Origin of the sequence: Wolbachia endosymbiont (group A) of Portevinia maculata, from assembly GCF_964028525.1 — a bacterium.
Classification (GTDB): domain Bacteria; phylum Pseudomonadota; class Alphaproteobacteria; order Rickettsiales; family Anaplasmataceae; genus Wolbachia.
This window is the reverse complement of record NZ_OZ034786.1, coordinates 915,370-929,231: the sequence shown is the minus strand read 5'-3', so window position 1 is coordinate 929,231 and position 13,862 is coordinate 915,370. Positions and strand designations below refer to the sequence as shown.

At 36.0% G+C, this 13,862-nt stretch carries 15 protein-coding genes and 1 pseudogene; 7 read left to right on the top strand and 9 right to left on the bottom strand.

The window, feature by feature from the left end:
* Positions 1-87 precede the first annotated feature (87 nt).
* A pseudogene (locus ABWU36_RS04595) lies at positions 88-365 on the bottom strand (IS630 family transposase); the annotation flags it as partial.
* A gap of 75 nt (positions 366-440) precedes the next feature.
* Here ABWU36_RS04595 and ABWU36_RS04590 point away from each other — a divergent pair.
* A complete protein-coding gene (locus ABWU36_RS04590; protein ID WP_253309214.1) occupies positions 441-944 on the top strand; it encodes a hypothetical protein in 504 nt (167 codons plus the stop codon).
* Between the two features lie 43 nt (positions 945-987).
* On the opposite strand, the gene ABWU36_RS04585 is transcribed toward ABWU36_RS04590, so the two are convergent.
* Both ABWU36_RS04585 and ABWU36_RS04580 read right to left on the bottom strand, forming a co-directional pair.
* Positions 988-1,263, bottom strand: coding sequence for a type II toxin-antitoxin system RelE family toxin (locus tag ABWU36_RS04585; protein WP_264687741.1), 276 nt, complete (start codon positions 1,261-1,263; stop codon positions 988-990).
* Complete coding sequence (locus ABWU36_RS04580) at positions 1,254-1,475, bottom strand: hypothetical protein (protein ID WP_253309216.1); 222 nt, start codon at positions 1,473-1,475, stop codon at positions 1,254-1,256. Before ABWU36_RS04580 ends, ABWU36_RS04585 begins: the two co-directional genes overlap by 10 nt.
* A 97-nt stretch (positions 1,476-1,572) precedes the next feature.
* On the opposite strand from ABWU36_RS04580, the gene ABWU36_RS04575 reads away from it, so the two are divergent.
* The 4 genes from ABWU36_RS04575 to ABWU36_RS04560 all read left to right on the top strand — a co-directional run bounded on the left by ABWU36_RS04575 (position 1,573) and on the right by ABWU36_RS04560 (position 5,978).
* Positions 1,573-1,971: a hypothetical protein gene (locus tag ABWU36_RS04575; protein ID WP_353273069.1), complete on the top strand. Its 399-nt coding sequence runs from the start codon at positions 1,573-1,575 to the stop codon at positions 1,969-1,971.
* 243 nt (positions 1,972-2,214) lie between these two features.
* Positions 2,215-2,394 (top strand): hypothetical protein, encoded by a 180-nt coding sequence (locus ABWU36_RS04570; protein WP_353273068.1) that lies wholly within the window; start codon positions 2,215-2,217, stop codon positions 2,392-2,394.
* A 742-nt stretch (positions 2,395-3,136) separates the two neighbouring features.
* Positions 3,137-3,277 carry a hypothetical protein gene (locus ABWU36_RS04565; protein ID WP_353273067.1) on the top strand — a complete coding sequence of 47 codons (141 nt, stop codon included), beginning with the start codon at positions 3,137-3,139 and terminating at the stop codon, positions 3,275-3,277.
* Positions 3,228-5,978: an ankyrin repeat domain-containing protein gene (locus tag ABWU36_RS04560; RefSeq protein WP_353273066.1), complete on the top strand. Its 2,751-nt coding sequence runs from the start codon at positions 3,228-3,230 to the stop codon at positions 5,976-5,978. Before ABWU36_RS04565 ends, ABWU36_RS04560 begins: the two co-directional genes overlap by 50 nt.
* A gap of 72 nt (positions 5,979-6,050) precedes the next feature.
* On the opposite strand, the gene thyX is transcribed toward ABWU36_RS04560, so the two are convergent.
* The 4 genes from thyX to acpP all read right to left on the bottom strand — a co-directional run bounded on the left by thyX (position 6,051) and on the right by acpP (position 9,857).
* The gene (gene thyX / locus ABWU36_RS04555; RefSeq protein WP_265017404.1) at positions 6,051-6,905 is read right to left on the bottom strand and encodes an FAD-dependent thymidylate synthase; all 855 of its coding nucleotides are present in this window, start codon (positions 6,903-6,905) and stop codon (positions 6,051-6,053) included.
* 9 nt (positions 6,906-6,914) lie between these two features.
* Positions 6,915-8,192, bottom strand: coding sequence for a UDP-N-acetylglucosamine 1-carboxyvinyltransferase (gene murA, locus ABWU36_RS04550; RefSeq protein WP_353273065.1), 1,278 nt, complete (start codon positions 8,190-8,192; stop codon positions 6,915-6,917).
* Between the two features lie 122 nt (positions 8,193-8,314).
* The gene (gene fabF / locus ABWU36_RS04545; protein ID WP_253309221.1) at positions 8,315-9,583 is read right to left on the bottom strand and encodes a beta-ketoacyl-ACP synthase II; all 1,269 of its coding nucleotides are present in this window, start codon (positions 9,581-9,583) and stop codon (positions 8,315-8,317) included.
* 13 nt (positions 9,584-9,596) lie between these two features.
* A complete protein-coding gene (acpP, locus tag ABWU36_RS04540) occupies positions 9,597-9,857 on the bottom strand; it encodes an acyl carrier protein (RefSeq protein WP_341811841.1) in 261 nt (86 codons plus the stop codon).
* A 145-nt stretch (positions 9,858-10,002) separates the two neighbouring features.
* Here acpP and ABWU36_RS04535 point away from each other — a divergent pair, with 145 nt between their 5' ends.
* The gene (locus tag ABWU36_RS04535; RefSeq protein ID WP_253309222.1) at positions 10,003-10,794 is read left to right on the top strand and encodes a polyprenyl synthetase family protein; all 792 of its coding nucleotides are present in this window, start codon (positions 10,003-10,005) and stop codon (positions 10,792-10,794) included.
* Positions 10,787-11,728 carry an FKBP-type peptidyl-prolyl cis-trans isomerase gene (locus ABWU36_RS04530; RefSeq protein WP_353273064.1) on the top strand — a complete coding sequence of 314 codons (942 nt, stop codon included), beginning with the start codon at positions 10,787-10,789 and terminating at the stop codon, positions 11,726-11,728. Before ABWU36_RS04535 ends, ABWU36_RS04530 begins: the two co-directional genes overlap by 8 nt.
* Positions 11,729-11,796: 68 nt before the next feature.
* Here the strand turns inward: ABWU36_RS04530 and hslU are convergent, their stop codons facing one another.
* The gene (gene hslU, locus ABWU36_RS04525) at positions 11,797-13,287 is read right to left on the bottom strand and encodes an ATP-dependent protease ATPase subunit HslU (RefSeq protein ID WP_253309224.1); all 1,491 of its coding nucleotides are present in this window, start codon (positions 13,285-13,287) and stop codon (positions 11,797-11,799) included.
* A 1-nt stretch (position 13,288) separates the two neighbouring features.
* Positions 13,289-13,843: an ATP-dependent protease subunit HslV gene (gene hslV, locus ABWU36_RS04520; protein ID WP_096617344.1), complete on the bottom strand. Its 555-nt coding sequence runs from the start codon at positions 13,841-13,843 to the stop codon at positions 13,289-13,291.
* Between the last annotated feature and the right edge of the window lie 19 nt (positions 13,844-13,862).

The following is a 13,862-nucleotide window of genomic DNA, read 5'->3' as shown; positions in this document are numbered from 1 at the left end:
GCTCCCTGTACAACTATACTTGAAAACTACTAAAAACTTAAATTTGTGTGTTTCTTTCTGATTTGACAGATTTCGTCTGTTCGATGCTTGTATCCATGCTTCAACTTGTTCAAGTTGGCTTTGGTTCAATATAGTTTTTCTACGGCGTTGAGGTGGAGCAAATAATTTTTCTTCTCTGCCAAATTTTAGGTCATGCAGTAAGTGCCTTTCTTGAAATGCAACATATTTTTGCTACGGCTGTTATACTATGCTTTTTTGCTGCAATTACAGCATTTAGTTTTTTTGCAACATATGCATTATTTCTTACTTTCTTCAGCATTTCTTTTGCTCACTTTTTCATCCAATAATTTTGATCTTAATGCCATTTAAACCTCGCTATTTTACTTACTCCAGTATGGCTTTTTTCCATTATTGTCTATCCGTTACTTGTATAGCGGGAATTGGTATTAGGAGATTTATTTGACTTTCTTTTTGGTAGTTCTAAAGCTAATCGCCAATTTGAAAATAATATCGGAGTACAAAAAGAATTGTATGGTCGGTACAATAAATTCATGGATAGTCTTGGGGGCTTAGGAAAAGATGGTCCAGGAGGATTTATTAATCAAATAGCATCGCAATATCAAGGCAATCCTTACCAGCAGTTTATTAGCAATCAAATGATTGGCAACCAATTAAGAGCAAGTAGGCTTGATCAATCAAGCTATGGTCTATCTAAAGTTGCAAGTTTAAACTCTGAACTTGCGTCGCGTGGCTTGAATGACTTTATCGGTTCATCTTTAGGAGGGCTGCAAAGTCTTATCGGAGCACATGGACTTGGTGCACAAATTGGTCAAAATCTAGGTGGTGGTTACACTTCTTACGGAAAATCTTTAAATGATCGTTGGATAGCTATGAATCAAATGTTAGATAATTTTGGTCAGGTTGCGGGTAAGGCTGCAATATAGCCAACTACAGCATTTTATTTTTTCAATAAAGAAAAGAATGTACTTATCTCTTGTAAATAGTATCTCTATGTCCTATCTCTGTGATAACCACTGTACGTTCTGATTGATCTACCCTGTAGACCACGCGATAGTCACCTACTCTTAACCTTCTGAGCCCTTTTAAGCTATGATGTAGTGGTTCACCAAGATTTATTGGATCGACTGTAAGTCGTTCTTTTATAGCCTTTTGAACTCTTAGCCTTATTGTCTTTGGAAGATTTGGTAAATCCCTTTCAGTAACGCTCTTTAGAGACTTAATTTTATAACGTTCTAGTCCCACTTAATATCTTCAAAATCAACTGTTTCTGCGCCTTCAACATCACGCTCATCAGAAATTTTAGACACTAAAAAATCCTCGATTTCAAGCTCAATTGCTTCTTTGAGTAGTTTCTCTGCTAATTCTTGAGCAGGCTGCTTAGTGAGCTCAGCTAGCTCGGCAAGGTGCAGTAAAGTTTCTTTACTGAGAACTATATTAGCGTTTAAGTCTGCCATAAGTTTTACCAAAATCTACTACTGTAACAATTTTACAACATTTTTTTTAATTTTTCAATAAATTAGTGTATGCTGGAATTAGTTTAAAGGATGAAAAATGCTATCTCAGGAGGATATTATTTTATGCCGCAAAGATTTTGGTTTCTTTGCGTTTCAAGGCATGCTGCGAGTGTTTAATATCAGATTAAATTTAAAAAGAAAAGATGGCAGCAAAAACTATTTGTGGGTGCTGTTCAGCAGCATTAATCGCTTGGTGTTTGAAAAAGCACACAGTCAATGGTGGAACATACCACCACGCTGTGCTAAGACAACACTGGGTTTTATATTTCATGTGGCGTTTGCCCTCGGTAATAATCCAAGGGCAAAGTTTATGTATATTACGCACCAAAGAGATTTGATGCGTGAAAAAATCAATGAACTGCACATTGTCCTTGAGTCTCCATTTTACCGTCAAGTCTTTCCAAACGTAAAAGTAGTTGGTCGCAAAAGTACGTGAGTAATTAGAACTAAAGAAGGAGGTTTTGTTAATGGCTTTTCAATATCAGGGCATGTAACAGGTACAGGAGCTGGGGATAGTTCTCTTGATTTTGATGAAGGTCGAAAGTACGGTGGTTGCATTATCCTTGATGATTTACATGATGCAAGCTGCGCTTATAGTCGGGTATCGCTGATCAGTGCCTGTCAAAAGTTTGAACAATGCATAACTTCAAGGCGTAATACTGCTGATACGCCATTTTTAGTGATTGGTCAAAGGATCAGTGTTTACGACATATTTGGTTATTTAGAGAAAAAATCAGAGCGACAGTTTGAGAAGATCATAATACCTGCAGTACTTGAAGATGGCACGAGTATTGATGAGAATAGATTGCCAATGCAGGAACTTAGGATCAAGGAAAAAGCAGATACCGTCACGGAATAATTAACCGTCATACCGCGATTCATTCGCGGTATCTCTTAGCATAGATCCCGCTAACACGTAGCGGGATGACGATTGTCGATGAACCTAAGTTACTTTAGCTATAAACATTAAGAAATTTACTAAACGAAGAAAAAAGGCAAAAGAAACCCCGTTGGTGGTTGGCTATTTACTATGTACTAAAATATCGGCATTTTTTTATTCTAAAACGCTTGATTAAGAGCGATTTAGCTGCTTTTAACTTGCAACTAACCTAAATTATAAACGTTAATAAATTTACTGAGCGGAAAAAAAGGCAAAGAAACCCCGTAGTAGCTAGCATTCAAATTCTCCCTTGTCAATTTGACGTTTTTTGCTGTCTTAAACGCTTTGTAAGCGCGTTTCGGCTTTTATAGGTAAAAACCCAGAAATTTTTAAAGACATGCGATGCACGTAGTGCGAAAAATTAAACATGAGACGCCAAATACCCTAAGTTTTTTGTCATTAACCTGCACAGATTGCGAAGATAAATAAATAGCTTCAGTTTCATGATAAGGGGGCTGGCGGAGTTTGTAAAGTAATTTTTCGTAGCTCTCATGACTTAAAAAGCTGGATTCCAGCTTCACGCGCTGAAATGACAGATTACTGTTACCTTATCTAGATACAGAAAAAAAAATCTTAATACTTAACACATTTTTCATAGTACACACCGTATGATTGATAAATAAAATAATGAATAGATTTACATAATGTTTGGAGGCTACCAATGGTCAACGACAAGATTACTTTGAACTTTGAGATAGAAAAAGGCGAACCTATAGATCGATACTACTTTTCTGCACGTATGAGGCTTACAGATGAAAGCAAAAATCTTTTGCGTGAGAAGCTTGGCAGTACAATTCAATAACCTAGATGATCACTTCAATCTTAACCATGAGAATTTTTATATCTACTACAATAAATATAGTGAGCACAATGGTAGAAGTGAGCTATACGTTAGGGATGATAACGGTAGATATTTAACTTCCAATCTTCCACTTAATCACTATGGATTCTCAATGGAACTATCATCTGATGGGGCGTCAATAGCAGATTATGGCTTTTATCCTCTTTATGCAATCTATAACCCAAATCACTATGATAAGGCAAAGGAAAAAGTATTTGATGATCACGGTGAATTGTCACCAATTGCATCAAATATGTTAGATAATTTTTTAAGCAACACAAATAGCTTAACCACACAAGAGATGTTTTTACAGTTGCAAAATGGAGCTACTGAAAAAGAGGAGAAATTGATAAGAGAGAAAAGACAAGCAGAAGAAGAATTAGATCAAAAGAATGAGAAATTAAAGGAGTTCATAGAAAAAGGTGAAATTACCTTGTTTAAAGTGGTAAAAGGTAATGACGTAGGTAACGGGCGTTCAGAAGTAGTTTTACAGTTTACTGCAGAAGGTAAGGGGACAAATGAAATTACCCTTGATTCCGAAAAATTCTATATAGCAGATTATGAAGATAGTGAATTCTTGCATTGTGTTAGCTCTGATTATGACATGCTACTTGATTATGAAAATTTATTTTTCGCGCTCAATCAAAGCTTCTACTCAGACTTTGAAAGTGGGTTTTATTCAGCAGACAGCACTGATCCCTATAATTACGCTAAATATTCAAAGGAACCATATTTGAGTGGTGATCAGCTATCTGAAAAATTATCTCATGAGTTGGAGAAAGATAGTAACCAGATAGATGCAGAAGTTATGTTTAGTGATCAACCTATGAACGAAGAAGTTACAGTGAAAAGTGAAGTCAAATCTAGAAAGAAAAGGGCAGTTGAAGAAGATAATGCAGAAGATACTATAGGAAACATAAATGAAACAAATGAGGTAACCGGTGCGACGCGTTTGCACTCTGCTTCTTTATCAGGGGATTTGAATGAAGTTATCGAACTTGTAGAACATAGCGCAAATATTGACGCGAAAGATAAAGCCGGACAAACACCGCTACATCATGCTATTAAATCAGGAAATACAGAAATAGCAAAATATCTTATCGATCAAGGTGCAAATCTCAATTCTCAAGATATTTATTACGAAGGAACTGATTACTCTTGTTTTAAGACACCTTTGCACTATGCCATAAAATCGGGAAACATGGAAATAGTTGAATACTTAGTGGAACATGGTGCAAATCCTAATATTCCAGATGCTCACAATCTCAGGCCGCTCGACTATGCTATAAAGAACACAGCTTTAGTAAAATATCTTGTGGACAATGGTGCAGATATTAATGTACGTAATCCGATATTCCATTTTGTTAAGCTAGGTGACCTGGATATGGTGGAATATTTAGCTCAACATGGTGCAGATCTTAATGTCAAAAACACCTCTGCTCAAACACTACTACATTATGCTATTGAACTCAAACATACAGAGATAGCTAAATACTTAATAGATCACAATGTAGATATTAATACTCGAGATATTAGTTCTGGTAAATCTCCATTACATTTTGCTATGAGTATAAAAAACATGGAAGTGGCTAAATATCTAATAAAGCATGGTGCAGATGTTAATGTTAAAGATAGTTACGGTTTAGCACCTTTACACTTTGCTGTTAATTTAGGAAATCAAGAGATATTAGAATATTTAATAAAGAATAATGCAAATATTGAGGTTCGAGATAGTGAAGGCTGGACACCACTTATTCATGCAGTAAGGCATGGGCAATTGGACAAAGTAAAGTACCTGATAGAGAATGGAGCTGATGTTGATATTTGTGGTAATGAAGGATGGACGCTATTTGAGCATGCTGAACAATGGATAGATGATAGAAGAATATTAAAGGATGTAATCAATAATGATAGAAAATATGCAGATGCTGCAAGTTGGGAAAAGACTGGAAAAGATATGCTTGATTACCTTAAGGGAGTTACAAAAAATACTATACAGGAAGAAGAATCTAACTATATAGATCAAATGCAAGCAGATGATAGCAGCAGTTATGTTGAAGATCAACCAGCTTTGCAAAGCAATCGTGACGGTTATGCTGACATGGAAAAAGCTCTGCAGGAGAAATTGCATGGAGATGAAATACGCAAGCAAAGTAATGAGAAAGCTCAAAAAGATATGGAAACAAGAAAAGTCACTGTGGAAACTGACAGTAGCAATAATAAAATTGAAAAACAAGCAAAACCAATAGAAGACGAACAAGAAACTGTTATGGCAAGTGTGATAGAAAATATGGATAAAAATTCTGATAGTGAAGCAGAAGATTCTAACAGTATTGCAAATGCACAACATCCCTTAAAAATAAGGACAGGAAGTCCTCTTGAGGTGGGAAAGTATGAGGTGGAGCTGCAAGTGACATATGATGATATAAAGAATTTTTATGATACCGCACGTGGTAAATATCATGCTGGTGATGGATATAACTACGAGCAAGTAATGGTTTTATATAATGAAATTGTTAGGCCAGCATCGCAGCATTATGATAAACCATTTACCCTGCCTAAGGCATACATAACAGATGGTCATCTATTTGTTCAAAATAAAGATTTTGGAACTTTGGATGATTTTAATGAGATGTTCTATAGAAGTGATGAGTTAATGTGATGTAAAAAGCAAGATTCAATTTGGTGAACGAGAGTTAACTGACAGAGGAGATTGACACGTATGCCTTTATCTTTAAGATTGTTTATCAAGTATAGACATCAGCTCGTCCCATTCTCTTTTACCAATATTACTTTCTTCTCTAGTAACGTTTTCCCCTTTAATTAATTTGCGAATTATTTCTAGACCAGTTCTTGAAATACAAGCTGATTCTAGGCAATATTCAACAAAGGCATTGTAGGCCAATGGGACCCATTTTTTTATTATATCCAGCATAACTTCTGCATAAACTCTGATTTCATATTGGGCATGCTTATCAGCTCTAAGCTTCAAAAAATGAAGGAGGTTATGCAGATCTATTTTCCAATAAAATTGCGTGTAGTAATTAAGCGTTAGATTAGTTCGGGCAATTTCTCTTGCAAGCCCCTGCTCAATAAATTTTTCATAATGAGAATATACTAAATTAGAGTCGTTTGTTAGAGAATCTATTATTTCCTTTGAGGTATCCGGATCAAAAGCTTCACCGCTACCTTGTTTATTATTATCAGATTGTTTTGCAATCTGTTCTGGTTTTGGTATATAAAATTCATTGTCAAGTATTGAATATCTTGCCGAATATTCATTCACATTTGCAGTTCTATGCCTTATCCATTGCCTTGCAACAAAAATTGGAAGTTTCACGTGAAACTTAATTTCACACATTTCAAATGGAGTTGTATGATGATGTCTCATTAAATACTTTATAAGTGCTTCATCCTGACTTATCTGTTTTGTTCCCTTGCCATAAGAAACACGAGCAGCTTGAACTATAGCGCTATCAGAGCCCATATAATCCACTACTCGAATAAATCCATGGTCTAATACCTTATGTTCTTCATATAAGATTTCATCTATTTCTTTTACTGTAGTTCGTTTAGTTGCTTCATTCATAAAATATCCTCAAGATGAAATGGAAATATCAGCTCCACATGAATTGAGTTTTTCGTGCATTGCTTCATATCCTCTCCATAAATGATGCGAATTATTTATTGTAGTTTCTCCACCAGCTACCAAAGAAGCAAGTACCAAAGCTGCTGTTGACCTTAAGTCAGTGGCACACAGATTAGCTCCAGATAAGCTTTTTATTCCACTTATAGTAGCTTTGCTTTTCTCGATGCTGATATTAGCGCCTAACTTTCTCAATTCATCTGCATGTGCAAATCTGTTTTCAAAAATGTTCTCTTCAATTACTGATATCCCATCAGCGATGCACATTGCAGACATCAGTTGTGGTTGCATATCACTGGGAAAGTTGGGGTATGGATCTGTTGCAATGTTAGCAGACCTAATAGAGCAATTTTTTCTGGAAATCATAACCCCCTCATTATATAGTTCAACATTAGCCCCTATAGCCTTCAATTCATTCACAATACATCTTATATCAGATAGACTTATTCCTTCTAACTCCAACTTACCACCGGTTATTATAGCAGCTAGTGCATAGGTGCCTGCTTCTATGCGATCTGGTATTATTTTATGAACACATCCATTTAATTCTTCAACTCCTGTTATTGTGATCCTTGTATCACTAATCTCAATATTAGCACCCATTTTCTTTAGGAACTCTATTAAATCAAGAACTTCCGGCTCCGTTGCAGCATTGTTTATTATTGTCACTCCTTCTGCAAGTGTTGCTGCCATTATTACATTTTCTGTTGCACCAACGCTTATTTTCTCAAGTATAACTTCTTTTCCTTGTAGCTTTCCTTTCACTGTTGCAATTATATTACAGCCTTCAACTTCAATTTTAGCTCCCATTTCTTCTAATGCTTTGATATGCATATCAACGGGACGCTTTCCGATATTGCATCCACCAGGAAAGACTGTTGTGATTTTACCAAATCTACTGAGAATTGGACCTAGCATTAAAAGAGATGCTCGCAGCTTACTTGCAGTTTCGTGTGACATTACGTGATTGTTGATATTACTGCAATCAATTTCCAAAGTATGATTTGCTTTATAATCTTTATTGCGTGTAAAATTCACTTTCGCTCCAAGACTCTCAAGCAGCTTAGACATTAGATGCACATCAATTAAATCAGGTACATTATGCAAAATTACCGAGAAGCTACTCAATAGACTTGCTGCCATTATTGGTAAAACAGCATTTTTTGAGCCATTAATCTTGATTTTTCCGACCAGAAGTTTATGGTTACTACTTACTAATATTTTGTGCATTTAATTAAGCTAGATCTTACCAAATAAGTATAGTAAATCGACAGTAAAAGGCAAATTACAGATAATATAGCTATCACAGATCATAATGTTCGTACATTTTAGCTATTTAGCAGCAAAATTGATTACACTTGTCCAAAGATGAGCGATGCATTAGTGCCACCAAAACCAAACGAATTAGAAAGTGCATATTGAATTTTATGCTCCTGAGCTTTAAACGGTACAAAATTTAAATCACATCCTTCTGAAGGTTTATGTAAATTTAAGGTTGGCGGAATAATTCCATTATTTAACGCAAGAATACTGAATATTGCTTCAACGCTCCCTGCAGCACCAAGTAAATGTCCTATAGAAGATTTAGTTGAAGAAACAGGTATTTTATAAACGTAGTCACCAAATAACTGTTTCATTGCTATTACTTCAATTTTATCTCCAAGTGGCGTTGAAGTTCCATGTGCATTGATATATCCTACTTGATTTGGATTAATTTGCGCACTTTTTAAGGCAAGCTGCATTGCCTTAAATGCGCCTCTTCCTTCTGGATGTGGTGCTGTAATGTGGTGCGCATCTCCTGTGAGTCCGTACCCAACCAGTTCTGCATGTATTTTTGCCCCCCTTTTTTTTGCATGTTCGTATTCCTCCAGCACCAATATACCTGCTCCTTCACCCATAACAAAACCATCGCGTTCTGCATCCCATGGCCTTGAAGCTTCTTCCGGTTTATCATTGAATTTAGTTGATAATGCCTTCATAGACGCAAAACCTGCAATTCCAACTCTACACAGTGCACTTTCTGCTCCACCTGCAATCATAATATCCGCTTCACCAAGTTTTATAGTTCTTGCTGAATTTATGATTGCATGCGCACCTGTTGCACATGCGGTTACTGCTGAATCGTTTGGACCTGTAAATTCGTATTTAATAGAAATATGGCCAGATATCAAATTTATTAGACTTGCAGGGACAAAAAATGGACTGACACGTCTGGGCCCTTTTTCCTGCATGGTAATAACATTTTCCTGAATTGACGGAAGACCACCTATACCAGAGCCAATAGTTACGCCAACACGTTCTCTATCTACTTTTGAATCTTCTAAAGATGAATCTTCCACAGCTTGAATCGCTGCTGCAATGCCGTAATGAATAAAACGATCCGTTCTTTTTAGATCTTTTTCAAAAATATAACCTACAGGATTAAAGTAATTCTCAATGTTATCGGATTGCACAGGCACCTGCCCTGCAACCTTGCAAGCAAGATCAGAAGAGTCAAATCTATCTGTATTGATTGCTTTTATGCCAGACTCGCCTTTTATCAGCCTTGACCAAGTGTTGTCAACATCTGCCGCTAGTGGAGTGATTAAACCAACACCAGTGACTACTACTCTTCTGCTCATTTAACACTAACTATTAGCCTTTTTTACTATTAATGTACTCAACTATTTGCTCCATAGTTTCCATTTTTTGTGCGTCTTCATCTGGAATTTCTATTCCGAACTCTTCTTCTGCTGCCATGATGATTTCAACTGCATCTAAACTGTCTGCACCATGCTCCGAAAGCTTTGAAGAGCTGTTGAATTTCTCTACATCCTTACTAATGTGCTCTAGTATAATCTTTTTCACTTTCTCTTCTATGTCTTCTCTAGTGCTCTTTGCTAGTTCGCTATTCACATTTCTTACCAAAAAAATAACCTATTCTTTGATGTTATAAAAAATTTTTATGTTTGCAATATCTTTTATAACTGGTAAACTACAGCAAAGTTTTCTACTGCCCTAGCTGGCTAGCGTTACGTGCTAAACAATTAACAATTCAAAAATGCTAGACGAAACAACAAAAAATTTGCTTATTGTAGAAGTAAATAAACTTTTACCAGAAAATAGCGAGAATAAGCTTATATCAGCTATGCGTTATATACTCCTTGCTCCTGCAAAACATATACGCTCCTTTTTAGTCGTAGCTTCATCGCGAGTGTTTAACGCGGAAGCTAAAAAAGTAATATCAGTTGCTGCAGCAATTGAATTTGTTCATGCTTACTCTCTAATTCACGATGATTTACCGTGCATGGACAACAGTGATACTCGCAGAAGCCAGCTAAGCTGCCATAAAAAATTTGATGAAGCAACAGCAGTGCTTGCCGGAGATGCACTACTTACTCTGGCTTTTGAGGTATTATCTTCGTTAAATGAGAAATGCTGTGAAATCATGAAAGTTCTTTCTCAGGCAATAGGAATTAGGGGAATGGTAGGAGGACAGATTTTAGATATTGGTGCAGATTTTAACAAAATAAAAGAAATTCATTTGATGAAAACCGCAAAACTATTTGCAGCTTCATGTGAAATAGGTGCTATAATAGGGAATGCTACAGATAAGCAACGTAAAGCGTTATATAACTACGGGATAAACCTAGGGCTTATCTTTCAAGCTAAGGATGATATTGAAGATTACGAACAAGATAAAACAAATAATCTAATGTCTGTACTTGGTAAAAGTGAAGTAGAGGACTATATAGACGCCCTCTTTAAACAAGGCTTGGATAATTTGAGTGCGCTTTCAGGGGATACTAATTATTTATATGATTTATTGAATCAAGTAAAGAAAGATGGTTAGAAAAATTATATTACAAATGCTTATTTCCATAGTAATGATTCTCACTTTAACCTCTGCTTTTATGTTTACTATTGTCTATATAAACAAAGGTAAACCGGGAAAAAAGGACAAGCTTTATGAGATAAGTGCCATGCATGGTGGTTTGATACAGACAATAGCACATTATCTAGTGAAGCCAATACTTGAATCAGCACTCGACCGCTATATTGAAAAGCATGGGCTAACAGAATATTTAGAAGAAATGACGCAGCAAAAGGAAGAAGATTCGATAAATTTTTATGAAATTACTGAAGGCAGTGGCAGCAAGGCTTTCTGTGGCATGGAAGTCCTATTGCAAATATATAAAATTTCTAATAATAACTCAGCAATACTCCCTAGAAAAGTTTCTGATGTTACTTTGAAAATAGGTCAAGATGACCTAAAAGAAGTGGGTTTAGGGGTGATAGGTATGAAAGAAGGCGGAGAGCGTGTAGTTACTATTGCCAATGATAACAAAATGAATTTTAATTCTTATTACGTCAAACTGATCGAAGTAAAGGATAAATATCCCGACTCAGTGAATAATCTGATGGTTTTTAATGACTTAATTAACAAGACTGGAAAACAAGTAAGGTGCGGTGATGAGATATCAGTTAAATATAGCGTAAAGGAGCATAATGGGGAATATATAGTCAAAGATCAAACAGTGCAATTTAGGGTTGGCGATAAAAAAATACCACTTGCTATAGAGCTTGGAGTTGTGGGAATGAGAGCTGGTAATAAAAGAACTATTCTTTCTCCGCCTGACCTTTTGACTATTACTGACGATATGTTAATAAAAGACATAGATTATGATGAAGAAAATATCTCAATAATTGACTTAAGCTTAGATATTAAGCAAGAGGTCGCAGCACACCATTCTACTGTTGAAAAACAGCCTAAAGAATATAGCTGAAATTTTAGGCTTACTGGCTGACCTTCTGAACACTCTCTATACTACTTAAAGTAGGCTTTTTGTTTTTCCTAAAGTATAAACTTAGATAAATCAAGCTGCTTCGAAATTGACTCAAGTTTATCTTTTACATACTTGCTGTCTATAATGAATTTTTCGCTATTTTTCTCAGAAGCAATGAAACTTATTTCATCTAAAAGCTTCTCCATGATAGTGTGAAGCCTTCTTGCGCCTATATTTTCCACTTGCCTATTAACTGTAAACGCTATTTCAGCTATGGTTTTTATACCATCATCAGTGAACTCAAGCATCACATTTTCTGTTTTCATTAAAGCTATGTACTGCTTTAACAAACTAGATTCTGGTTCCTTTAATATTCTTATTAAATCCTCTTGAGTAAGTGCCTTAAGTTCTACCCTGATCGGTAATCTGCCCTGTAATTCCGGTAAGAGGTCAGATGGTTTAGACTGATGAAAAGCACCAGATGCAATAAATAATATATAGTCTGTTTTTACATGGCCATACTTAGTTGTAACAGTTGTTCCTTCAAGTAGTGGTAACAGATCGCGTTGCACTCCTTCTCTGTTTACTTCACCTTTTACTTCTGTACGCGCTGCAATTTTGTCTATTTCATCCAAAAATACTATACCGTCATTACTAACAAGATCAATGGCTTCTTTGATTATCTTATCTTCATCGATTAGCCTTTCACTTTCTTCATTAATTAATATTTCACGCGCTTCTTTTACCTTCACCGTAATAGTTTTTGTTTTTTTGCTCCCGTTAAACATCTTGCCCACTATTTCTGTTACATTCATCACACCAACTTGCCCACCTGGCATGCCTGGTATATCGAAAGTAGGTAACATACTCTTGCTCTCTCTGACGTTAATAGAAACTTCTCCGTCCTCAAACTCTTTATTCCTCAACCTTTCTCTAAAAATTTTTTTACTCTCTTCGGTTGCATTTTCGCCTACCATAGAGTTTACTATTGTTTTCTCAGCTAAAATTAAAGCCTTGTTAGCTAAGGCTTTACGGGCTTTCTCTTTAACTAAAACTATTGCTGCATCAACTAAATCGCGTATTATCGAATCAACGTCACGTCCAACGTATCCTATTTCAGTAAACTTCGTTGCCTCAATTTTTATGAACGGTGCACCGGCAAGTTTTGCTAAGCGGCGAGCTATTTCAGTTTTACCAACCCCTGTATGACCGATCATCAATATATTCTTAGGTATGATTTCATCACGCAATGGAAATGGAACCTGATTGCGACGCCAACGATTTCTGAGCGCAATAGCAACAGCACGCTTTGCATCATCCTGTCCGATTATGAATCTATCTAATTCTTTAACTATCTTCTGTGGTGGCAGGTCATCTAACAAAACTTGAGTACTGTCATTAACTTGAATATCGCTGTCATTTGAATCAAAACCACTCTTAGTATCTTTATAGAGGTCATTTTTTTCATCATAGGTGTCACTACTACAAGGCCGCCCTTCTGAAAGGGTTATAGGCTGATTGGAAAAATTAGTGCACAAAGTTTTTTGCTTGGAAGACATATCACTCCTCTATCTTTTCAATAACTACATTATGATTTGTATAAACACATATATCGCCAGCTATCTTCATAGCCTTTTTTGCAATCTCTTCTATTGATATTCCTTTAATGTCAATTAAAGCTCTTGCTGCAGATAGAGCAAAATTTCCCCCAGAGCCAATAGCTGCGATTCCATCTTCAGGTTCAAGAACATCACCTGTTCCCGTAATTACTAATGAAATAGATTTATCTGCAACAATCATCATAGCCTCTAATTTTCTTAGATATTTATCCATTCTCCAGTCTTTTGCAAGTTCAACACATGCTCTCATTAATTGCCCTGGGTGCTTGTCAAGTTTAGATTCTAGTCTTTCAAAGAGAGTAAATGCATCGGCTGTTGCTCCAGCAAAACCGGCAATTACAGAATCACCAGAAAGACGCCTAACTTTTTTTGCTCCGGATTTTATAACAGTGTGGCCCAGTGAAACCTGTCCATCACCTATTACTACTACGCTTTTATCTTTTCTAATTGACAGTATAGTAGTTCCATACATTTTATTGTTATCGTGTTGAATCATTTTTCTATTACTTTAAATA

What these genes read in the sequence shown, in the direction of transcription:
- ABWU36_RS04580 (WP_253309216.1), bottom strand. Translation starts at nt 1,475, where the DNA reads ATGGCAGACTTAAACGCTAATATAGTTCTCAGTAAAGAAACTTTACTG.
- ABWU36_RS04575 (WP_353273069.1), top strand. Translation starts at nt 1,573, where the DNA reads ATGCTATCTCAGGAGGATATTATTTTATGCCGCAAAGATTTTGGTTTC.
- ABWU36_RS04565 (WP_353273067.1), top strand. Translation starts at nt 3,137, where the DNA reads ATGGTCAACGACAAGATTACTTTGAACTTTGAGATAGAAAAAGGCGAA.
- ABWU36_RS04560 (WP_353273066.1), top strand. Translation starts at nt 3,228, where the DNA reads ATGAAAGCAAAAATCTTTTGCGTGAGAAGCTTGGCAGTACAATTCAAT.
- thyX (WP_265017404.1), bottom strand. Translation starts at nt 6,905, where the DNA reads ATGAATGAAGCAACTAAACGAACTACAGTAAAAGAAATAGATGAAATC.
- murA (WP_353273065.1), bottom strand. Translation starts at nt 8,192, where the DNA reads ATGCACAAAATATTAGTAAGTAGTAACCATAAACTTCTGGTCGGAAAA.
- fabF (WP_253309221.1), bottom strand. Translation starts at nt 9,583, where the DNA reads ATGAGCAGAAGAGTAGTAGTCACTGGTGTTGGTTTAATCACTCCACTA.
- ABWU36_RS04535 (WP_253309222.1), top strand. Translation starts at nt 10,003, where the DNA reads ATGCTAGACGAAACAACAAAAAATTTGCTTATTGTAGAAGTAAATAAA.
- ABWU36_RS04530 (WP_353273064.1), top strand. Translation starts at nt 10,787, where the DNA reads ATGGTTAGAAAAATTATATTACAAATGCTTATTTCCATAGTAATGATT.
- hslU (WP_253309224.1), bottom strand. Translation starts at nt 13,287, where the DNA reads ATGTCTTCCAAGCAAAAAACTTTGTGCACTAATTTTTCCAATCAGCCT.
- hslV (WP_096617344.1), bottom strand. Translation starts at nt 13,843, where the DNA reads ATGATTCAACACGATAACAATAAAATGTATGGAACTACTATACTGTCA.